Below are 23,269 nucleotides of genomic sequence, written 5' to 3' on the forward strand. Positions count from 1 at the left end.
TTTAAGCTTGTTCTTCGAATCGTCTTGCGATTTCCACAATAACCTGAACAGCTTTTTCCATCGTATCCACCGAAACATATTCAAATTTACCGTGATAGTTTTCACCACCTGTGAAAATATTCGGCGTTGGTAATCCCATATACGATAATTGTGATCCATCTGTTCCACCACGAATCGGGTGAATGTTTGGTTCGATATTTAAACTTTTCATCGCTTCATATGCAATATCAACAATTTCTCTCACTGGTTCGATTTTTTCGAGCATGTTATAGTATTGATCATTCATTTCTAAAACGACTGCATTTTGTCCATACTTCTCTTGCATTTGCTTCACAATATTTTCAACGTTATGTTTACGCACCTCAAAATTTTCACGATCAAAATCTCGAATAATATAATACGCTTTACTTTGCTCAACATCACCATTTAATGAAAGTAAATGATAGAATCCTTCATAGCCTTCTGTATATTCTGGTGCCTCTTCTACTGGTAAGTGCCCATTAAACTCCATAGCAAGTTTAGTTGCGTTACGCATTTTATTTTTCGCTGTTCCAGGATGTGTATTCGTTCCGTTAAACGTTAACTTAGCACCTGCAGCATTAAAGCTTTCATACTCTAAACCACCTAATGGACCTCCATCCATCGTATAAGCACATGATGCACCAAATGCTTCTACATCAAAATGCGCTGGCCCATGACCAATTTCTTCATCCGGAGTAAATGCTACTCTTATTTTCCCATGTTTAATTTGCGGATTATGTATTAAATAGTTCATTGCAACCATAATTTCAGTCAGACCAGCTTTATCATCTGCTCCTAGAAGTGTCGTACCATCCGTTGTAATAATCGTATGTCCTTTATATGATGGTAATTCCGGAAACTGTTCTGGCGTTAACACAACATTTAGCTCTTCATTTAACGTAATTGCATTGCCATCAAAATTTTCATGAATTTGTGGTTTTACGTTTTTCCCTGTAAAGTCTGTTGCCGTATCTAAATGTGCTAAAAAGCCGATTACTGGAACATCCTTATCCGTATTAGCAGGAAGTGTTGCCATTACATACCCATTATCATCCATTGTTACTTCTGTTAAGCCAATCTCTTTTAACTCTTCCACTAATAACTTACCAAACTCAATTTGTCCAGGTGTTGTTGGTACTGTATGACTTTCTTCATTTGATTGTGTATCAATCTTTACATATCTCGTAAATCTTTCAATAAGTTCTTGTTTCAAACTCATTCACTCCCTTTTATGTTTCTCGTTCTATTATAATCCTTAAAACGAAATATTTTAACTTTTTTGACTGCGAATATATATTTCATTTGTATTTTAGCAATGTTAAATAGCAGCTAAAAAGTCGTAATATTTGTACATCAAAACTCTTACATGTAATATACATAATTATACAATATAGGAGGTTTTAAAGATGAGGCTAACTCTCTTTCGCTATTTTCTTTTTTTCTTAGGATTAATTTTTTTCGGCCTTGGAAACGCCCTTGCAGTCAAAGTTAAATTTCTTGGTTTACACCCTTGGGAAGTTTTAAATATGGCTCTCTACCAAAGGTTTGGGTGGACCATTGGTACGTGGAGTGTCATATGTGGATTATGTCTCGTTCTCATTTCTTTACTAGTAGATCGAAAATATATAAATGTGGGCACATTTTTAAATGCACTACTTATCGGTCCCATTATGGACTTTTTCTTACAATCAAATATCCTTCCAAACGCTAGTGATTATTTATGGATGAACTTACTCATTTTATTTGCTGGTATTGCAATTACAGGTATTGGGGGAGGGATGTATGTTGCGGCTGGGATTGGTGCTGGCCCTCGCGATGGATTCATGCTTACTATTTCCGACAAAACAGGACTGTCTATTAGCCGTGCTAGAATTATAGTAGAATGTGTTGTACTAGTTATTGGATTTATGCTAGGAGGTCCTGTTTTCATCGTAACTTTTCTGTACACCTTTATTCAAAGTCCAATCTTTCAGCAATCATTTAAGATGTTTCAAACACTCTTACATACTTTACATAACAAAGAGAAAGTTAGTGAACATATTTAAAGTACAGCTTAATACAAATAAATTCACCCTATTTACGATTCTCACCGCAAATAGGGTGTTTCTTTTTTTATCTCACAATTTCAGAATATATACTACTCATTCACAATAAAAGTATATACATCGTCATAAATACAGCCATTTACTTTAATTACATACTTCCCTGGTTTACTAAAACGAATTGTGTATTTATTTAACTGAATTGCTTCTTTATCTCCAGAAAGAATATCAATACTTCTACCACTCAATACATAAAATTCACTTTGATTCATCGTTACATCAATCGCATTGAAATTTCCTTCTTTCACCTGCTTTGTTTCCGCAGCGCTTACACTTTGTTCTAAAAACAGTAGTCCACTTAATCCAATCGTCCCCGCTAAAGCAACTCCCGCAAACTTTTTAATCTTTTTCATCACAATGTCCTCCTTATAAATTTTGTGTAAAGATGATGTTCCCCTTTACACCACAAAGCCTATATGTAATGAAATGAAAAGTAAACGGGGACCGTAAGACAAAATTCTACATCTTTTTCTCTGTTTGAATATAAAGCCAACGTTTGGAGTTTCGTCAAACTTAAAATTGTTTCCTTAAACCAACTTCCATTTATATTATTCAGAATTTGAATAATTACTTATTGATTTAAGATTCTAAAAATAGTTGATAAAAATGCTTTCTATAAAAAAAGTATATTTTATAAGTACGAATTAAAACATACTCCATATATTCAGTTTCATTCTCCTATCCATAATTTTTCTACATTCAATAATTGTTCATCATTAAATTCCAGCTTATATATGTCAGGCTTCGATGTATGTATTAGAAATTCAAACCCGTATTGCTTATCAAAATAATTCATCATGAGTGTCATTACAAGCCCATGTGTGCCAATTACAATTTTTTGTCCTTGAAAATCCATTAATATTTCCTTTAACACTTTCACTACCCGTCTCTGACAATCCTTATATGACTCTCCTTCCATGAATGCAAAGTCAGGATTAGAGAACATCTTCTTTACAAGCGGATACACCTCTTTATCTGATATAACTTGATCCCCACTGGAAAACATACACTCTTTAAGGTTTTCATATATTAATATTTCTTTTTCATAGAAATTGGCTGTTTTTTCTATCGTTAACACAGCCCTCTTATATGGACTTGAAATGAAAGTATCGATTCCCTCTGTTTTTAATATGTCTGTTACTCTATGAGCGTCTAAACTTCCCTTTTCAGTTAAACCACGTGTTCTTTCACTCCCTTCTAATTTTGATGATTCACCGTGCCTAACCATATAAATATATGTATTCATACTTCCTCCTTGAAAATATTCATTCGTTTTTTATAAATTTTGTTGTTTCGTTCGTATAATCCATTCTCCTACTAAACTCTCGAATAGTTCAGGCTGTTCAATTTGCAAATTATGTCCCGCCATATCAAGCACCGCTAATGTTGCTCTTGGATAATCTTCAATAATTTCTATAATATCTCGATAACCTACCGATATATCTTGTCTTCCTGCTAATAAAAGAACGGGTTTCTCATATTTCTTTCGGTGAAACTCCATAGTAAGAGAATAATTTTTTTGCAATCTTTCAATAAATTCATAATTAGCAACATCTAACCCCGGCTTAATTTCTTCTTTAAATCGCTTATATGTATTTTTATTTGCTACCACTGCTAACTCGCTAAATTCATTTCTTTCGGTAGAAGTTAACGTATTTAAAAACTCCTTATCTTGTACAATTATCTGTTTATCCGGTAAACGTCTTTCTTTTTTCACCGCAACAACCACAGGACATATTAATAATAATCCATTGACTCTCTCAAACATTTTTGAAAGTATCCCTCTAGCTAAATATCCGCCGAAAGACTCTCCTACTAGTAAAAAATCTTTCTTTGGAATGATTTCTTCAATAAATATAGTTAACACTTCTAATATATGATCTGAACTATTTATCCAATCTGGAGCGTTCGACTTTCCCATTCCAGGTAAATCAATATATATTCGTTGATAACCTTCATATTTTTGAAATACTGATTCCATACATTTCATCATTAACCTATGATCCGGAGCACAGCCATGTATAATAAGGACCGGTTTCCCCTCTCCAACAATTTCATAGTATATTTCCGCATCTTTAATTCGCCATAACATAAAAAGTCCTCCCTATTTAGTGAAAATACTATCCACTCTGTAAGAATACACGTTCTTATTTTATATCCTTTTGTAACATTTTTACAAATGTTACTTTTCAGATTAAAAATGAAAACCTTACTTAAAATAGCCTATAACAATCCAAAGATCAGCTAGAAAGAGGATTCTCATCATTTTATATGCAATTGTGCATCTCCTCTTACAAATCACTAAAAAACCTTTACAATTCAAAGGATGACTAAATATACAATTTCCATTTAAAATCTTGATGAAGTACATATTATCAAACTCGATATTTTTCAATTTTAAGAAGTATTAAACTCTTCAATACTTTCCTTATAAACAAGATTTTTACAAGGAAATCTGATACAATTCTTAAATAATATTATTATGTATAGATATTACGAATATAGTGCATAATTAAAGAAGGTGATTTTATTGAAATTAAATAAAAATTTACAACTATGTATATTAATCGGAACATTAATATGCTATTCAATCTATTTTATATTTTTTTATCTGTTCCCTACTCATTTTTCAAATTCGGATGTACGCTTCGCTTCACTTATCGTTGAAGCCATTACATTTGTATCACTAATTTATTCTATATATTCTAAAAAAGTCAGTTCAAATCCATTTTGGGTATGTATCACAATAGCAATTGGGAGTTTTTTATTAGGAAAAATAGTATATACATATCAAGATAGCTTCTTCGAAATTCCAATACATCGTTTTACTATTTCTGATGTATTTTACATGTTTTTTCTACTCTTTTGTCTTATCGCTTTCAGTTATAAAATTTTAAAAGAATGCGATAAATGGGAAAAAGCGTTCTTTATTTGTGATATATGTATAGTACTTACTTCCATATTCACATTAGAGTGGTATTTATTTAATCAACCAAATTTAAATATATTCTCTCTTTCACTAGGAGATGTTTTCCTTTCATTTCTATATCCAATTGCAGATTTATTATTTCTTCTACTAGGCGTTAGTCTCTTTTTCCGTCCGACAATTTTTAATTCTAAACGGAAGATTTATATCTTTATTTTTGTATTAATAAGTTCTGCAACTTTTAACTATATTTATTTTTACTTAAATAACCATTTAGCAACTGAAACGATAACATTATTACGTCTTTTATATAGAATACCTATATTATTTATTGCAATAGCTGGATCTATTTCAGCAGATCGTAATAGCCATAAAAATTATTTCATTGTTAACCCTATAATAGGAAAAAAGGCTTTAGTTGTATTTCCCTATCTTGCTGTTGCAATACTAATCGGGTTTACATTAAAAGAACAAACATCATCCTCAACTCTCATTACAGGAAATTGTATTACTTTTATTTTCGTACTCATTCGTCATTCTATTGTACGTATGCAAAACAATTCCCTAACAAAACGTTTACAGGCATTCAATGCGCAACTAGAAGAAAAAGTGACTTTACGGACTTCTGATTTAGTTCATAAATCAGAGGCTCTATCTCAAAAACAACAAAAGTTTAAATCGTTATATGAATATCATCCTGATCCTATTTTTACAATTGATTTACATGGCGTATTCTTAAATGTAAATCAAGCCGGAAGTATACTACTTGGAGCACCAACAGATGAGTTACTCGGTGAAACTTGTTTTTCGATTATTTTAGATGAAGACAAACATAAACTAACATCTGCATTAGAAAAGGTGAAACAACAAGAATCGGCATACTTACAACTAAGTTCTAAATATAAAGATGGTTTTACTTATTTTTTATACGTTACCATCGTCCCTATTATAATAGACGGACAAATTTCAGGAAGCTATATTATGGTAAAAGATATTACCGCACTAAAAAAGCAACAAGAAGAAATAAAGTATTTAGCATTCCATGATACGGTAACGAAAATTGGGAACCGTGCCTTTTTCCATAAGAAATTAAAAAGAGTTATAAAAAATGCTAAAACAACAGACAGTGAGTTCGCATTATTATACTTAGATTTAGATCGCTTTAAAGCAATTAACGATACACTTGGACATTCGGCAGGAGATCACATATTAGAAGAAGTAGCAAAGCGATTCCAATCATGTCTTCCATCACATACTCATCTGTCAAGAATCGGTGGCGATGAATTTACAATCTTAATTGAAAACTATACTGACGAAGATTCCTTATTCGAGTTATGCAGCCAATTATTTGAAAGCATAGAAAAGCCGTTTGTCTTACATGAGCATACATTAACTTTATCACTTAGTATCGGTATCGCTATTTATCCACATTCCGGAATCGATATCACTACACTTTTGAAAAACGCTAATGTTGCCATGTATGATGCGAAAGCAAAAGAACTTAACTCTGTCTCTATTTATGACGATGTAATTGCTAAAAAAATTGAAAGACGATTACGATTAGAAAAAGATTTACCAAACGCAATACAAAATAAAGAATTGTTCATTTTATATCAACCTCAAGTTGATAGCGAATCTAACAAAATTATCGGTGCTGAAGCTTTAATCAGGTGGAACCATCCCGAATTAGGCGTTATTTCTCCATATGAATTTATTCCGATTGCTGAAGAAACACTACAAATTATTCCAATAGGAAAGTGGACGTTACAGCAAGCCTGTGAGCAAATGAAACGTTGGCACGCACTCGGATATTCACATTTAAAAATAGGTGTAAACTTATCTGCTAAAGAATTTGAACAAGAGGATTTTGTAAAGTCTATTTCTTCTACTTTAGCAAATACAGGTTTACCAGCAAGTTCTCTCGATCTTGAGTTAACAGAGCGAATTGCGATGATGGATGAGCGAGAAACATTGATAAAATTGCGTACACTAAAAAGTTTAGGGATTCACATTTCAATCGACGACTTTGGTACAGGCTATTCTTCGCTAGCTTACTTACCTTTATATCCAATCGATACATTAAAAATCCCAAGAGAATTTATTACAATGTCTGAAACATGTGACGATGGAATGGAAATTATTAAAACGATCATCACATTAGCAAATACATTAGGAATGTCTGTTATTGCTGAAGGTGTAGAAACGAAAGAACACGTAAATTTTCTTCAAAAAAATAATTGTCAATTTATTCAAGGTTACTATTATAGTAAACCTATCCATACTCATGCATTTACTGAGCTATTAGAAATCGGTATTCACCCATAGTATATAGCTAATTTGGATAAGTAATAATGAATTTGAACAACTATAGTAAAAAGGAAAGAAGATACCTTCTTTCCTTTTTTTATTTAAATTTCTATTACTTCACCACTTCATTTATTATATCTATTAATTGATGAATCCCCTCATCATTTGTTTTCTTATATCCATTCATGTTTTGAATATATCTCTCCTTATTTGTATGCAACTTATTTACTGCATGTATGAATACATTCGTACTTATTCTGTCTTGGAGTAAAACTTCCGCATATCCTTGCCGAGAAAAATATTCAGCATTTAAAACTTGATCTCCCCTACTGGAACTGTTAGTTAACGGGATAAGCAACATCGGTTTCTTCAAAAATAGCAATTCAGAAATAGCAGTAGAACCCGCTCTAGAAACTACAACACTCGCCATATTTAGTATATGCGGCAACTCGTCCCCTATATACTCAAATTGCATATAACCTTCCATACCAATAGATGAATCCACCTTCCCTTTACCGCACATATGAACAATATTAAAATTTAATAGTAATGTTTCCAAACTTTCCCTTACCATATCATTTATCCATTGAGCACCTTGACTCCCACCCATAATTAACAATACTGGTTTATCTTGCTGAAATTTACAATAGCTTCTTCCCCGCAATACGTTGCACCTCCCAATTTCTTCCCTTACAATTGGTCCTACATAAACCTTCTTCTCATTACTTACATTTTCTCCTGTCTGAGGAAATGTTGTGCATAGTTTTGTAGTAAAAGGTAATGCTATTTTATTTGCTAATCCTAACGTACTATCTGGTTCACGTATTATTACAGGTACTTTATTCATCCACGCTCCTATTACTACAGGAACGGACACAAATCCTCCTGCCGAAAAAACAACATCTGGTTTTATTCGTTTCATCAATTTATAACTTTGTATGCAACCTTTTATTATTTTAAAAGGATCTTTAAAGTTCTCCCAATCCCAATATCTCCTAAGCTTCCCCGTTGAAATACTATTGTATTTCACATTTTGAACTAATAGTTTTTCAATTCCATTTTGAGATCCAATATACTCAACTTCCCATCCTTTTTCCATAAATTTAGGAATCAATACCATATTAATCATTACGTGTCCGGCTGTACCGCCCCCAGTAAAGAGAATCTTTTTATTCATAATTTATATCCACCTTTATCATTAAAAATCTTGTTTTATACTAATCTATTAAATGTAAGTAAACTTACTATTATTTATATAAACATTTAACTCAAATCCTACATCTTGCAAAAAATCTTTAATGAGATCATAAAAATCATTTCCATACTCACTACATTCATACTGAGCAAAGACTTGAATTACAGGCCTAGTTCCTGTACCTATTACTGGATTTTTCCTATCATCCTTTTTACCTTCCACATAGACTCGACATTTATTTATCGCCTCACAGATACACAAAACATGCTCTTCCTCATCTTTCCAGTCCAGCGTATCAACAATTAAAAGAAATAGCGTATTTTGATTATCTATTGTTTTATAGCCATTCATATATTTCTTACATCCTTTTCATTTTTCATTGAATGCAGATTTCATTACACTTCGCATACTCGAGTAAATCTTTTAATGATTGATGGAATTGAATTTCTGGGACCCAACCTAACCTTTTTATATCCTCTATTACTAAACTCTCATTTAATTCGCTCCCACTATGCTCTGCTTCTTTTATGGAAAAATTCAGCTGTGTTAATTCTTTGTATTGTTCTAGTACATCTAATAAAGACCGTTTTATCCCTGATCCAATATTATATTGTTTTCCATTTATTCCATCGCGCAATAACACATGATACGCTTTAACCGCATCACGTACATCTAGAAAATCCCTACTATCTTTCAAACTGTTTACTTCAATAATTGCTTCACTTTTATTCGACTCTATAGTTATCATTTTTTTTGCAAGAATAGAACAAATACCATTCGATACTCCTGGGCCAATTAAATTCGAGGGCTTTGCAATGATAATATTTGAATTCATTAATTCACTCCACGCCTCTGCAATAATGACTTGCATCGTTTTACTTAAACTATATGGATTTGAAATTTTTATTTCGTTCATACTATCTGATTGCAAAGCAGATCCTATAATTAATGTTCTACAATGAGGTGATTCTTGCTTAATTGCTTCTAATAAATATAATGTCCCTATTACATTAATCTCTACATATTCAAGAGCAGCTGTCCAAGACTCTATGACCGAATTCCTTCCTGCTAAATGCAATACATAATCTGGCTTTATTTGTTTCATTACCTTCATTACTTCGCTCTTATTAGTTAAATTACAAGTAATACCATTCCCAACTATTTCTCTATGTGCACGATTTTGAAACATAGGAATAACATGAAAGCCCTGCTCTAAAAAATATTGGCAAGCATGGCGCCCTGTGAAGCCATTTGCACCAGTTATTAAAAGGCTCGCATTTTTTTTCATCGTAAAAACCCTCCTTTTTCTAACATTTGTTTCACCTCATGTTTTGCAAGTAAGTCTTGTTGAGAACTAAAACTCTTCACATCCACTAACGGATAACTAGCATAATATTCTTGGAGTCCTTCTATAGGAGTAGTCGGTAGTACCACAAAATAATTTTGATCAAAGCTTATACTTGTTTTACTCTCTACCTCAGATAAAAGCATTTCACTTAATTTTTCACCCGGTCTTATTCCTACCTCTTTTACCTTCACGTTTTCTTTTTTCGAATCTTCAATTAACACTTCTGCTAAATCTGTTATTTTACATGCCGGCATTTTCATAACAAAGATTTCCCCACCTCTACCTTGATATACGGCTTTAAATAACAATCCAACAGCCTCTTCAATCGTTAAGAAAAATCTAGTCATATTTGCATCGGTAATCCCTACTTGTGAAGATTTTTTAATTTGTTTTTTAAAAAGTGGTACCACACTTCCGCTCGTCCCTAAAACATTTCCACCACGAACACAAATAAATTTTGTTTTCTTCGTTTGCATATTCGCATGGACCATTAACTTCTCACCAATTGCTTTTGTCATCCCATACGTATTTGATGGATCGGCTGCTTTATCCGTTGAAACATATATAACTTTCTCAACTTGCATCTGTATAGATGCTTCAATTACATTTTGTGTACCATGTATATTTGTTTTTATAGCTTCATTAGGATAATACTCACATACCGGAACATGTTTTAAAGCTGCAAGATGGAATACATAATGGACACCTTGGCATGCATAGACTAGTTGATCTTTATCACGAATATCTCCAATAATAAATTTTAATCTATCATCATTTATAAACTGTTGCTGCATTTCAAACTGAACCGTTTCATTTCTTGAAAAAACCCTAATTTCTTTCGGTGATTTTTCTAACAATTGTTTTATAAGTTCATGTCCCCACGAACCTGTACCACCAGTAATTAAAATTATTTTATTTAGCATTTCTTTTCCTCCTACCACACATTTCAATTAAAATTGTATTTATAAAATTTATTGAATTATTTTCAATTGATTTAAATCATAATCTTCGTTTGTTACATTTAATTGACAAAATAAAAAAACAGAAACTATTAAAAATAGTTTCTGTTTTTTTATTTCACCTCACAACAGTAAGATTTTTTATACTGTTTGCATGATAACTAAACCCTTGTAAAAAACACCACTCATTTATTTCTTATACTCGTAATAAAATAAGTAGAATGATTCATAGCCAATAATCATGTTTAAATTTATGAAAAATGGAGGTAACGGAATGTACCGAAGCAATTCAAATTATACATATAACGGACCTTCCAAAGCACTGCCTCTCTCCCTATTTGATGTAAAAAATGAATTGAAACAAAAAAGCAAACTCATACATTCTGGCACGATGTATAAATTAACGAAAGAAGAGCAACTCATCATCAACAACATAAAATAAATAAAAATAATGTGACAAGAACACGCGCATACTACCAATTTTACATTCAATATCCAGAAATACATTGGGCACTACTTGGGCATATGGTATCACGTAACGGCGGTTGGAATATGACTGATTTAAAGGGCGATTTATATACGAGAATTTTATCAGAGAAAGATCAAATTACATTTTTTTCTTTTTTAGAAAGAGGGAATTGGCTTATTTTCCAAGATGTATATCCTCAATTTCTGCTTTATGAACAAAGTGTAAAAAGAGCACAAAAACTATTTCACCTTCTCCCTCACCTAAATGTTTCTACATTTATGGAAACGATGTGGAACGATTTTTGGAAAACAGGTAACAAAAAAACATTAGCCATTGCAACTATTATTAATGAACAAAACTACTTAGAAAAAAGAGTGATTCAAAATATACAATTTAAAAAGACTGTACTTAATAGTATTGGATTTAAACTCTTTGATTTTTTTCAGTTTAATCATATCCTTTTCCCATTCTACAAAAATGATAAGAAACACAAAGTATTACTATTTGGTGATACAATGAAACATTTCACGTCCTTACACGAACGAATCTTAATTGGCAAAAGGTTGTATTCATTATTATTTCGAGACACACATGTTTTATCTCAAATAATAAGCTGGGCCCAGCACAATCCGCATACAGGATCAAGGAAAGATTACTGGCCTCATTTATTTTCAAGTGTAAATGAATCTTTTTCTCGTGAGTTTTATAAGCGTCGAATAAAGAAATGCCAGTTGCGTAGTGGCGCTCATCGTATATACAGTCCTGCACTCATCTATGCATGGCGAGATATGAAGCATGAAGAAGTTGACAGTGAAGATTGGTTTACGGACTGGCAAATTGTAAATTACTTAGTAGATAAGGAGGAAAATATAAATGGACAAATTACAGAAGACTACTGTAAAACACTCGAAAGAATTGAACTCGCCATTCTTGCAAAGAAAAACGTCCTCCTTCGAGAAGAAGAGTGATTTTCTAGCATTAGCAGTTACAATCTTACTCTCTTCTATTATCGGAACTTGCTTAGATGCTTTCTTTATTGCGAAACAAATATATTCCTTTCCGGTTAGACCATTCTCATCCATATTTTCAGTTAACATTGGCTTTACTTTGTTTGTACTACCAATTTTAACAACGATTTTCATACAAATTTCAAAAACATTATCTGCAGTTTCTAGAATTCTATTTATTATTTCAATAGGCATTTTTGCCAGCATTTTTGAACAGGTTGCTGAAAGATTCGGTTTCTTTATTCATAGCTTGGATTGGAATCATACATATTCTTTATTTGGCTATATGATTTTCTTTTCTTTTATTTGGAAAGTATATCATTTCATACAAAAATAAAGAGACCATAATCGATCTCTTCTTAAGCATAATCTTCAGTTATTGCTAATGATATAGGGTTTTGAAGACTTTTTGAACGTAAACGATAGGCAACGATTTTTTTCTTATATTGCTTGATTACATCCACATGTTCCTCATGGCTATATAGAGAAAAACGAATCTCTTTATTCCCTTTCTTCGTGTTAATAACGATTGGTGTTCCTTCCCCGTGCGGCGGAAAATAGTGTTTATCTAAAAATAAAGCCTCATTAAATTCATGAATAACTTGTAGCTTCATTTCTCCCTCTATATTCTTGCCATCTATTGATATAGAGGTATTCTCTTCCTCAAGTTTTTGATGCAATTCAAATCTACTAATAATTGATTCTACAACAGAAGTTGGCATACTAGAAACTAGTACTTTAAGAGCGCCAAAAATAAATAATGTTACTATAAACCATGTTGTCATTTTCTTCATCTCCATTACATTTTAAAATATAAATTTCGCTCCATAAGGTATAAATATACTAATAAGTATTCCAGTTACAATCATCGTCACCGAACCAATCGTCGCCTCTTTCTCGCCTTCCTTCACGAGACGGCTCACACCGATAATATGTGATGCGCATCCCATCCCCACTCCTTTTCCAATCGTACTTGTTATTCGGAAAAACTTAAGTACTGTTGGTCCGATAATAGCACCTGTTATTCCTGCAACAACTACAAAACTAGAAGTCATAGATGGAATACCACCAATTTGATCCGCTAATGAAATGGCGATAGGCATCGTCGCTAATTGCGGCAGTGTTGTTAATATGAGTTCCTTATCTATATTTAACATTCCGCCAATCACTACATTCATACTCGTTAAAGCCACTATACCTACCGCTACGCCGATAAGTATCGATAAAAAGTTTTTCATAAGTATATTTCGCTCTTTAAATAAAGGTATCGCTAACGCTACAATTGCAGGACTCAATAAGCCGGAAAGAATATCTCCCCCATTTTCTCTATACTCATGATGAGAAATACCAAAAATCAGAAATAAACAAATCATACTTGCTGTAACTGTTAACACCGGTAACGTAAATGGAAACGGAATTTTTTTATATAACTTTATCGCCAATACATACATTACTACAGTAATAATAATTAAGACCATTTGCATCGTGCACCTTATCGATTTTATTTTTTTGATGTTACTAATAATTGACTTATATAACCTGAAACAACTAAAGTTACTACCGTGCTCACAACTACTAAAAGGAATGTAACACTCCCCTTACTGAAAAGAAAAGACCCGTATTCCATCAGCCCTGTTGTCGAAGGAATTAGAAATAACGGTAAAAATACGATTAATTTTTCCGCACCTTCCTCAAACCACTTTAATGGTAAAATACGAGTAGAAAGGATCAGAAACAGCATTAACATCCCTATTAAACTTCCTGGCATTGATAAGTGGAATACTCCTTGAATCCACGTTCCAACTAAACTAAATACATATAGCACGCCTACTTGAAGTAAAAGCGTCACGTACTTCATTTCTTTCCCTCATTTCAATATTACGCATCTCTATTATGAAATCTCATTTAACGTTTCCGCGAATCTCGTCATTCCCAGTTGAATTTGTTCGACATCTACTCTTCCAAAAGTAAAACGAATATATTCACTTTTAGTACCTAAAACACTTCCTGGGACAAACGCTACACCATTTCGTATAGATTCGCCTAATAAATGATATTCATCAAACGTTCCTTGCACTTTGCACCATAAATGTATTCCACCCTCTGGAACAAAAAATTCAACCTGGTCCCCCAATATTTCTTCAAGCTTTCTAATTAACACATCTCTTCTTTCTTTCAATTGTTCACGAAGCATTGTAATATGCGCATGAAAATCTGCTGATTCTAAAAACTGATTTGCCACCCACTGCGTAAATACACTATGCCCAAAATCAACTTGCTGCTTCGCATCTGCTAAACGTTCTATTACACGCGTAGGGCCAATTACCCAGCCAATACGTAATCCTGATGCAACAATTTTTGATAATGAACTTATATAAAGAACATTCCCGTTTTGATCCATTGATTTTAATGTTGGATTCACTTCTCCATTAAATGAAGTTAAACTATACGGATCATCTTCTACAATCGGTATCCCAAATTCAGAAGACAGTTCTAAAATCTTTTTACGTCTCGCTAATGAAAGCACAGTTCCCGTTGGATTTTGATAATCTGGATTCAAAAATACCATACGAATGCGATGCTTTTTATGCAAATCAATTAAATCATCTGGATTCATTCCATGCTGATCAACAGGTAAATGGAATATTTTTAAGCCAGCGGATTTAAACATCGGTAATGAGAAACAATACGACGGATCTTCAATTGCAATCGCATCACCAGGTTTTAATAAGCATTGAACGATAAGATTAAGTGCCTGTTGTGCGCCAGATGTAATAAGGATAGAATTCGAATCCGCTTCAATTTGTTTATATTGCTGAACATGTGCTGCAATTGTTTTTCGCAACATTTCATTTCCAAGTGGATGGTCATAACCGAGGTTTTCCATAAATGTTTTCTCCGACAAAATCGTTCGGAATCTATCACTCGGAATTAATTCTGGTGACAATTCACCACTCGCTAAATTAATTAAGTCATCTTTTTGTGTTTCCGTTCGAATTTGTTGAACGAGTGGTACATTAGGTAAGAACGATCCATCCTCAACGTACCTACCCCAGTTCGGTATTCGTTTATGTGAAACACCCCATATGTCTGTATTTACCCGTGTCCCACTTCCTTTTTGCCGTTCTACTACTCCAAGTGATTTTAATTCTTCATATGCAGCTACTAACGTACGCTCAGAAGGTAACTTGCTGTCAGAAGGAAACTCACCTGAAGAAATACCCCTTTCCATATAATCCGCTATTTGTTTATATACAGGCGTCTTATCTGCACGATTTGGTTTCCATTCCACCTTATTGCCCCTCTCAAAACGAAATATACTTGATTTCCTAATAACAGTATTGACTGTAATAATAGTATTAATTAAGTGCATGATTTAAAAATCTTTCTACCGTCATATTAAAGCTAGTCGGCTGTTCTAAATAAGGTAAGTGTCCACTATTTTTAAACTCAATAAAAGTTGTATTTTTCAAACGTCTTTCAAACTCTCTTACATATTTCTCGGGAACGAAATCATCATTTTCCCCTCTTATAATTAAAGTAGGACATGAAATATTTGAAAGAAACGGTCTTTGATCATAATCTACTAATTCAGCAAATAATCTTTGAATATGCACCGAATTAATAGACTGTAAAGATTGATAAAATCCCCTAACAATTACTTCATTATTTGCTACTCCCATCGCCTTCAATAATGTATCCGCCCATGTTTTTCCATTATCGTGTAAGCTAAGTAAATCATATACTTCAATTCGTTCTTTTCGATCTTCAGGCTCCAAATAGGGAAATGCATTTACAACAATTAAACTGGAAACAAAGCCTGGATATTGAATAGCAAAATCGATACCGATTCTAGCTCCTTTTGAAAGACCACACATAACTACTTTTTGTAGCTTTAAATAACTGCATAACTCATACAAAACATTTGTATATTCTTTAAAAGGAATTTCCAGCCCTTCAGATTTCCCATGCCCCGGTAAATCAAGAGAAATCACCGTCCAATTCTCTTTGAAATATTGCCTTTGATATAGCCAATTGTTTGCGTTCCCACCAAGACCGTGTAATAACAATATAACAGGGCCCGATCCTTCTATATTGTAAGAAATTTTCCGATTCTTATATTCAAAATACATATTCATCACCTTCAGCTATAACGTCACTTACTCTTATCTTTGAATGAATATATCCAAAATGGTTCCTTTTCTAACCACTCTACTGTTTCCGGTACACCTTCTTCATACTCTCTTTTTAGTTCCGTTACTTTCGTCGCAAATTGTGATGCATGTGCTTGCAATGCCTCTAACTTTTTGGGAACATATTCTTTCACTTCATTTTTAAAATGCGGAGGACCTATTTCCGCTTCATGATTCTTCGAAAAAGCTACCGCATAAAATGTTGGCCTTTTATATTCCTGAATATTAGCTAACGCCTCTGCTACCGCTTCTCCTGTTGCATCATGATCTGGATGAACCGCATATCCCGGATAAAAAGAAATGACTAACGAAGGATTCACTTCTTCTACACATTTTTGTATTACACGTCTTAACTCTCCGGGAGTTTCAAATTCAAGAGTTTTATCACGATATCCCATCATACGTAAATCTTTAATCCCTAAAATATTTGTAGCCCTCTTTAGTTCCTTCTCTCTTATAACATTTAATGATTCACGTGTTGCAAAAGGAGGATTCCCCATCGTTCTCCCCATTTCACCTAACGTTAAGCAAACATAAGTAAGAGGAACATTTCGCTGCGCATAAGCTAAAATTGTACCTGCCACGCAATATGACTCATCATCTGGATGCGGAAAAACAATTAAAACGTGGCGTTCATTTTTTATCAAAATCATACTCCTCCATCATATACAATATTAACCTTTTTCTTTCAAAACTATTAAATCACTACCGCATACCACATTACCCCAACAAGTAGTACAAAAAGAAGGAGAATATAAATAGTTGATAAGTTTTTCACATTTCTCTTTGTAGACTTGCCGTAATTCTCCTCCACATTTCGTGCAACTAGCACGGTCCCAAACAGCGATACAATTACAATAATAACCACTAGTGAAATTGCAAAACTCATTGTATTTTCACCTCTCTAAAGACAATCTATTTTAATAAAGAACTTCCTCTTTAAAGCGTTAATAACATACTACCTTTCTTCTCTTATCATAATGTATGTTTGCCAAAAACGGACCAACCACTTTTGTGTTTTTTTGCTCATCCACTTTGAAAATAAAAAGCAACTGATCACTTTGGACTCAGTTGCTTTTCACACGATAAATTATTTTCTTTTTTTATTTGAAATTAATTCGATTTAAAAGTTTAGCCTTTTCATAATGAAACATCGATTGGGATAATTCGAAAATTGTCCCGTTTACAAGACAAACTGTATTTTCAATAAGAAGCGCCGGATCACCTTCATTTAATTCTAAAAGCTTTGCATTTTCTTTATTTACTTTTTCACAACTAATAACTTTATCGGCAAAACCAATATTTAATCGTAAATCTTCAATGAAATAACTGTATACAGAGCTTAATGCTATTTCTTCGTTCAAATATGGAATAATATCCTTTTTGAAATAACTTACTTCAATAGAGAATGGCTTAGCATCTACAATTCTTAAACGCTTCAAAAAATACAACCTAGTTCCAGCTTCGCATTGCATCCGCTTTGCTATATCTTCGTCCGCATCTATTACTTCAAGCTCTAACACTTTCGTTTTAATATTTTGCGAAACGAGATTTTTCGTTAATCCACGTAAACTTCCTAAATTAATGTAATCTGTTACAGAAGTTTCACGTAAAAACATGCCACTACCTTGCACTTGAAAAATATAACCTCTATTCACAAGCTGACTAATTACTTTACGTATCGTATTACGGCTTACTTCAAATCGATTCATCAACGCTTCTTCTGTAGGTAGTTTTTTCGTTTCTTTAAAAAGCCCGTCACGAATGTTTTGCTCTAACACATCTGCAATTTGTTTATACTTTGCACTCATACACTTTCTCCTAAAATACTCTTTTATCTGTTATAACTCTTCTCCTCTCGTTTCGATCACATGTCTATACCAATGAAACGAAAGCTTCTTCTTACGTTTTAAGTTATCATTATGATCGACAAAAATAAAGCCATATTGCTTTTTATATCCATTTAACCAACTCAAAAGATCAATCACTGACCATGCATAGTAACCTTTTAAATTGATTCCCTCTTCAATTGCACGCTTTATTACTTTTAAATGCTCTTCAATAAATTTAATTCTCGGAACATCTACAATTTCTCCGTCAATGATTGGATCTTCATCACCAAGTCCATTTTCCGTTACATACATCTTTATGTCACCGTAACGCTCTTTCAACATATGCAACCCATCTAAGAAACCTTCGGGAGATATTTCCCATCCCCATTTTGTATATGTTTTATCATCCATTTTAACTGTTCGATAAAAACCATCAAAAGAAGGACTACCTGGAGCAAGTGTTGAATTTTCTCGAGAATGCTCTCCGCTCTTTATATCCATATCGTATCTTTCTACTCGTATTGGTTGATAATAATTCAAGCCAATAAAATCATTCTTTTCGGCATTTTGTTTAATGATTTCTAATTCTTCAACCGTCCAATTAGGCGTCCACCCTTTTTCCTTTAATTGCTGTACAACATAAGACGGATACTCACCTTTTAAAACTGGATCATAATACCAATACGTTTCATATTCATTCGCATGATTTGCTGCTAGTATATTTTCTTTTTGATCATCCACACTATAAGCAGGTAAGAAAACATGTGTAATCCCAATCTCACCATATTGTTTCAGCTGCTTGTACACCGCAACTGTTTTCGCATGCGCATAAAATACATAATGAGTCGCTTGAAAATACTTTGGAACATCATTTTGTATTCCTGGTGGATGTGCACCTTTTAAATAACCTAATCCACAAAACATTACTGTCTCATTAAAAGTAATCCAATGTTTAACTCTATCACCAAATGCCTTAAAACAAATTTCTGCGTATTTTACGAAAGCTTCTGCTGTTCGTTTATTTGTCCATCCACCATCTCTCTCTAAAGGCAATGGTAAATCCCAATGATATAAAGTGACAAATGGTACAATCCCGTATTTTAAACACTCATCAATTAAGTTGTTATAAAATTCGATTCCTTTTTCATTTACCTCTCCATCTCCAGCCGGCAATATTCTCGCCCAAGAAATAGAAAAACGATACGATTCTAACCCCATCTCAGCCATTAAGCGAACATCTTCCTTATATCGATGATAATGATCAACAGCTACATCACCATTTGTTCCATTGTATGTTTTACCAGGAATTTTTGAAAACTCATCCCAATTCGTAACACCTTTTCCATCTTCATTCCATGCACCTTCTACTTGATAAGAAGCTGAAGCAGCCCCAAATAAAAAATCATGTGGAAACTTCATAGTATATACCTCCATTTCATTAGAATAAATCAAATTCATTATTACATATAATATTTGTAGGTACAAATTTAAATAATTATCATATAATAAGTTTCTGTTTTTCACTATAATTAAATATAGCATTCACACCATTTACAAAAAAAGAACCTATGAAGGTCCTTTTTCAAATTGTGCAACGCAGCACTATATTGAGTATCTTAAAGTTTATACTAATGATAAATGTTAACAAACTTATTCTTCAATAATGAATTGTGAAATTAGCATTTCTAAATTTTCGACTTTCTCTTTCATTTCATTAGATTTCGTCGTTATTTCTTGAATTAATGTGGCTTGTGCTTGAATTGATTGTACCGTTCGATTCGTTTCTTGTGCGACTTGTGTTGCAGTTTCAGAAACTATTGATAAAGAGGCATTCACTTCTTCTGTCCCAGCAGACATTTCTTCTGTGGCAGCAGACACTTCTTGAATTTGGGACGTTATTCTATTAATATCTTGCATAATAGATGAAAATGCGAGTTCTGCCTTATATGCTGCTTCTTTACCACCACTAGCCTGTTGTTGACCTTTTTTCATTACATGAACTGTATCCTGTGTATCTTGATGTATAAAACGTAATAAATTATTTATATCATTTACAGACGTTTTAGATTTCTCAGCCAGACCTCTTACTTCAGCTGCAACTACTGCAAATCCTTTTCCATTTTCTCCGGCGCGTGCTGCCTCAATTGCAGCATTTAAGGCCAGTAAATTCGTTTGTTCTGCAATATTAGTAATAATATCTAGCGCTTCTTCAATTTGTTGTGTACGTGTAACAAGTCTATCAATGACCTTAGCAGTTTCTTCGACAACTTCATTCACACTATTCATTTGACGAATAGATTGTTTTATAACTTCACTACCAGAATTTGCTTGGTCTATCGTTGCAACAGCAACTTCAGCAACCATCGCTGAAGATTCAGCTACTGTTTGAACTCCAGTTGCAATTTCTTCCATCGCAGTTGAACTTTCTTGAATACTAGTCACTTGTCCCTCTATTTCTTTATTTATTTCAGAAGTAGTTCGAACAACCTCGTTTGATATATTTGCTGCCGTTCTTGTCTCTTGTAACATATTTTCAGTTGAAATAATCACTTCTTTTGCTGTAACTTTCACCTGACCGACTAATTGTTGCAAGTTATCTAACATACTATTAAAGGATTGTACAATATGGCCTAATTCGTTCTCGGATTTATAAGAAGTTCGAATTGTTAAATCTCCAGCAGATACTCGTTCCATATCTTTTTGTAATAATACAATTGGTTTTTTTATAGCATTTTTTATTATAAAACCAATAAAAATAATTATTATGATTCCAACAAATGAAATAATTACAAATGTTATTATTGTATTTTTCACACTATTGATATTCTCTTTTTGTAGTTGTTCAGCCGCGGTATTATTATATAAAATAAGTTCACGGATAGATTGAATTGTTTTCCCCATATTAGGCTCAATTTCTTTTAAATAATAGCTATACGCTTCTTCATTATTAGTCAGTCCCAAGTCCTGTGCTTTCTTCATTTGTATTCTTAAATCTTTGAATTGACTTTGAAATGCATTATACAGCCCCTTTTCTTTATGAGAACTAATTCTAGTTTCAAATTGTTTTAATAACTCATCATTTTCTTTCCTAGTCTTATCCATTTCTGTTATTAGTTCTTTCATTCTTTTTTCATCTTTCGATATCATAATCTCCATAAAATTCATATTAACATGGTAAAAATTTGATTCTACAGTTCCTATCCATTCAATTGGTAATAGCCTTTCGTCATACATACTAGAAGATGTATTTTCACCTTTTTGAAGCCCTAAAAAACCCAGGGAAGATAACATGATACAAGCCAAACTCGATATAATGACTAACACATTTAATTTCGTTCCAATTTTACTATTTTTAATAAAAGACAATAAATCCACCTCATCTGTATATTATACTTATATGTTTTATATTACAATAATAATCGACATTTATCGACAATTTTTTCGTGTCGATTTTATAACCGCATTAAATTATTATATTAACTATATAAACCTATTCAAAGAACTTTGATTCTCATAATATTAAATACTAAAAAGTCTTATGGGAATTCCACAAGACTTTTAATAGCGTTACATTGTTTCTATGAAATTATGGTAAAACTTAAAGTGACTTATTAGTTCTTATAACTTCTTGATAGAGAATCGGTGACCACTTATCACTAACATAATCTTGGATCACCCAACCAACTCTTTTTGGATTCTCTTGTTTAATATATGCCGCAATTTCGGGATTTATATAAGAGGCATAATAATATGGGCTATTCCATGCTGTACCACCAGAAGACAAGCTTGTAAAATTAACATATAGATGATTTAAATCCTCACTATTGTTCATCGTTTCATTGATCGTATCTTTAATAGATTTTACTTTCACATCATAACTCACTTTATATTTATCTTGTACGGTTACATTTACATTTTGATTTACAGTTGTCGTAAACGTCTCATTATCTGGCCAATAAAAATTATTATATCCTCCAGATTCATTACTACCACTATATCTTTTTAGTAGTACAATTTTCCCTCGAGCATCTCCAAGTTTTATATTTCCTTCTGTTTTTAAAAAGATAGGATCAACAAAATAATTTTTTTCAAACGTATTACTAAATGAACCTTCTGCCCCTTTCATATCCTCATACTCTTTTTTTAAAGACATAATAATTGTTTCACTTGGGTTATCTTTTAAAAATTGTTTCGCTTCGTTTATGAATTCATGCAGTGTTACATAAAGATATAATGGCCCATGATGAAGAACTATCGTATTATCATCTGTTAAACGGCCTCTTATATCAAAAATGCGAGCTCCATGATCCATTTGATAACGAAAATCATATTCTTGCGTCATTCTCCATACTTGCTTAATTGGATTTTGTAATTTGAACGTACCACTATCATGTGTTCCTGGAATTGAAATTCGTGCTAATGGGATGTTATCAGGTATAGGCTGCATCCATTTTGACCAATTTTCAAGCTCATTAACAGAGCTAGCTGCAACGACTTGATTATCATGTAAGGCAAATATACAGGTACTAAGTATCGTGCTACATATTAATAACTTCAAAATAAATCTCTTTTTTCTCATTATTATTCCTCTCTTTTTATGTTTTTGCATCAAACTTATTGAATATACTATAAGCTAGTTGATAAAAAATAAATAACATTTCATCAATATGAAATATTGCATAGAAGTAAAATTAAAAAATCATTCACATATCCTCAATACAATCAGAAAAATTGAAAGGAACTTCAATGTATTTTCATATGCAATATTTCATATTCGGACTCTACACTAAATAAATAAGAAACTTATGATGATTATTTATTTTATACGTGCTAATATACTTATATTAAAATATTATGTATAGACATTATGAACTACATTACTTAACAGTTTCACCTTATTTTTGCTAGGA

At 32.7% G+C, this 23,269-nt stretch carries 22 protein-coding genes and 1 pseudogene; 4 read left to right on the plus strand and 19 right to left on the minus strand.

All coding sequences use genetic code 11. From position 1 onward, the window contains the following. Position 1: 1 nt before the first annotated feature. A complete protein-coding gene (gene pepT, locus QCI41_RS09020) occupies positions 2-1,234 on the minus strand; it encodes a peptidase T (protein ID WP_353837595.1) in 1,233 nt (410 codons plus the stop codon). Between the two features lie 193 nt (positions 1,235-1,427). On the opposite strand from pepT, the gene QCI41_RS09025 reads away from it, so the two are divergent. Continuing rightward, positions 1,428-2,066, plus strand: coding sequence for a YczE/YyaS/YitT family protein (locus QCI41_RS09025; protein WP_088082235.1), 639 nt, complete (start codon positions 1,428-1,430; stop codon positions 2,064-2,066). 92 nt (positions 2,067-2,158) lie between these two features. On the opposite strand, the gene QCI41_RS09030 is transcribed toward QCI41_RS09025, so the two are convergent. From QCI41_RS09030 to QCI41_RS09040, 3 genes are all read right to left on the minus strand, one after another. Further along, entirely contained in the window at positions 2,159-2,476 is a 318-nt protein-coding gene (locus QCI41_RS09030) for a hypothetical protein (protein WP_097859095.1), read from the minus strand. Between the two features lie 317 nt (positions 2,477-2,793). Then, on the minus strand, positions 2,794-3,369 hold the full coding sequence (locus QCI41_RS09035; protein WP_353837594.1) for a histidine phosphatase family protein: 576 nt from the start codon (positions 3,367-3,369) through the stop codon (positions 2,794-2,796). Positions 3,370-3,399: 30 nt separating this feature from the next. After that, positions 3,400-4,215 (minus strand): alpha/beta fold hydrolase, encoded by an 816-nt coding sequence (locus QCI41_RS09040; protein ID WP_353837593.1) that lies wholly within the window; start codon positions 4,213-4,215, stop codon positions 3,400-3,402. 438 nt (positions 4,216-4,653) lie between these two features. On the opposite strand from QCI41_RS09040, the gene QCI41_RS09045 reads away from it, so the two are divergent. Next, positions 4,654-7,374 carry a sensor domain-containing phosphodiesterase gene (locus tag QCI41_RS09045; RefSeq protein ID WP_141474845.1) on the plus strand — a complete coding sequence of 907 codons (2,721 nt, stop codon included), beginning with the start codon at positions 4,654-4,656 and terminating at the stop codon, positions 7,372-7,374. A gap of 94 nt (positions 7,375-7,468) precedes the next feature. On the opposite strand, the gene QCI41_RS09050 is transcribed toward QCI41_RS09045, so the two are convergent. The 4 genes from QCI41_RS09050 to QCI41_RS09065 are packed head-to-tail and all read right to left on the minus strand — an operon-like array spanning position 7,469 to position 10,822. Beyond that, the gene (locus QCI41_RS09050) at positions 7,469-8,533 is read right to left on the minus strand and encodes an undecaprenyldiphospho-muramoylpentapeptide beta-N-acetylglucosaminyltransferase (protein WP_353837592.1); all 1,065 of its coding nucleotides are present in this window, start codon (positions 8,531-8,533) and stop codon (positions 7,469-7,471) included. Between the two features lie 48 nt (positions 8,534-8,581). Continuing rightward, positions 8,582-8,902 carry a DUF6572 domain-containing protein gene (locus QCI41_RS09055; protein ID WP_353837591.1) on the minus strand — a complete coding sequence of 107 codons (321 nt, stop codon included), beginning with the start codon at positions 8,900-8,902 and terminating at the stop codon, positions 8,582-8,584. A 25-nt stretch (positions 8,903-8,927) separates the two neighbouring features. After that, on the minus strand, positions 8,928-9,839 hold the full coding sequence (locus QCI41_RS09060) for an SDR family oxidoreductase (protein ID WP_353837590.1): 912 nt from the start codon (positions 9,837-9,839) through the stop codon (positions 8,928-8,930). Then, positions 9,836-10,822, minus strand: a complete 987-nt coding sequence (locus QCI41_RS09065; protein WP_097914752.1) for a UDP-N-acetylglucosamine 4,6-dehydratase family protein — start codon at positions 10,820-10,822, stop codon at positions 9,836-9,838. Before QCI41_RS09065 ends, QCI41_RS09060 begins: the two co-directional genes overlap by 4 nt. Before the next feature lie 310 nt (positions 10,823-11,132). Here QCI41_RS09065 and QCI41_RS09070 point away from each other — a divergent pair. Further along, positions 11,133-12,295, plus strand: a pseudogene (locus QCI41_RS09070) (DUF2515 domain-containing protein). Next, positions 12,201-12,671 (plus strand): CBO0543 family protein, encoded by a 471-nt coding sequence (locus QCI41_RS09075; protein WP_353837589.1) that lies wholly within the window; start codon positions 12,201-12,203, stop codon positions 12,669-12,671. The pseudogene QCI41_RS09070 and the gene QCI41_RS09075 overlap by 95 nt, the downstream one beginning before the upstream one ends. A 22-nt stretch (positions 12,672-12,693) precedes the next feature. Here QCI41_RS09075 and QCI41_RS09080 read toward each other — a convergent pair whose 3' ends face one another. The 11 genes from QCI41_RS09080 to QCI41_RS09130 form a co-directional block, all read right to left on the minus strand. Beyond that, a complete protein-coding gene (locus tag QCI41_RS09080) occupies positions 12,694-13,119 on the minus strand; it encodes a YfmQ family protein (RefSeq protein WP_000214624.1) in 426 nt (141 codons plus the stop codon). A gap of 21 nt (positions 13,120-13,140) precedes the next feature. Then, positions 13,141-13,812: an LrgB family protein gene (locus QCI41_RS09085; protein ID WP_353837588.1), complete on the minus strand. Its 672-nt coding sequence runs from the start codon at positions 13,810-13,812 to the stop codon at positions 13,141-13,143. Positions 13,813-13,835: 23 nt separating this feature from the next. Continuing rightward, the gene (locus QCI41_RS09090; RefSeq protein WP_000878490.1) at positions 13,836-14,192 is read right to left on the minus strand and encodes a CidA/LrgA family holin-like protein; all 357 of its coding nucleotides are present in this window, start codon (positions 14,190-14,192) and stop codon (positions 13,836-13,838) included. A gap of 33 nt (positions 14,193-14,225) precedes the next feature. Continuing rightward, positions 14,226-15,626, minus strand: coding sequence for an aminotransferase-like domain-containing protein (locus QCI41_RS09095; protein ID WP_353837587.1), 1,401 nt, complete (start codon positions 15,624-15,626; stop codon positions 14,226-14,228). Positions 15,627-15,693: 67 nt separating this feature from the next. Beyond that, entirely contained in the window at positions 15,694-16,467 is a 774-nt protein-coding gene (locus QCI41_RS09100; protein ID WP_353837586.1) for an alpha/beta fold hydrolase, read from the minus strand. Between the two features lie 23 nt (positions 16,468-16,490). Beyond that, positions 16,491-17,171 (minus strand): bacillithiol biosynthesis deacetylase BshB2, encoded by a 681-nt coding sequence (gene bshB2, locus QCI41_RS09105; RefSeq protein ID WP_353838851.1) that lies wholly within the window; start codon positions 17,169-17,171, stop codon positions 16,491-16,493. A 53-nt stretch (positions 17,172-17,224) separates the two neighbouring features. Continuing rightward, entirely contained in the window at positions 17,225-17,416 is a 192-nt protein-coding gene (locus QCI41_RS09110; RefSeq protein WP_353837585.1) for a hypothetical protein, read from the minus strand. A 214-nt stretch (positions 17,417-17,630) separates the two neighbouring features. Continuing rightward, on the minus strand, positions 17,631-18,338 hold the full coding sequence (locus tag QCI41_RS09115) for a GntR family transcriptional regulator (RefSeq protein WP_353837584.1): 708 nt from the start codon (positions 18,336-18,338) through the stop codon (positions 17,631-17,633). Positions 18,339-18,368: 30 nt separating this feature from the next. Continuing rightward, positions 18,369-19,778 (minus strand): glycoside hydrolase family 1 protein, encoded by a 1,410-nt coding sequence (locus QCI41_RS09120; protein WP_353837583.1) that lies wholly within the window; start codon positions 19,776-19,778, stop codon positions 18,369-18,371. Positions 19,779-20,009: 231 nt separating this feature from the next. After that, positions 20,010-21,725 (minus strand): methyl-accepting chemotaxis protein, encoded by a 1,716-nt coding sequence (locus QCI41_RS09125; protein ID WP_353837582.1) that lies wholly within the window; start codon positions 21,723-21,725, stop codon positions 20,010-20,012. Between the two features lie 232 nt (positions 21,726-21,957). Beyond that, complete coding sequence (locus tag QCI41_RS09130) at positions 21,958-22,938, minus strand: phosphatidylinositol-specific phospholipase C (protein ID WP_353837581.1); 981 nt, start codon at positions 22,936-22,938, stop codon at positions 21,958-21,960. Positions 22,939-23,269 lie beyond the last annotated feature (331 nt).

Source organism: Bacillus cereus group sp. MG4 (genome assembly GCF_040460055.1).
Classification (GTDB): domain Bacteria; phylum Bacillota; class Bacilli; order Bacillales; family Bacillaceae_G; genus Bacillus_A; species Bacillus_A wiedmannii.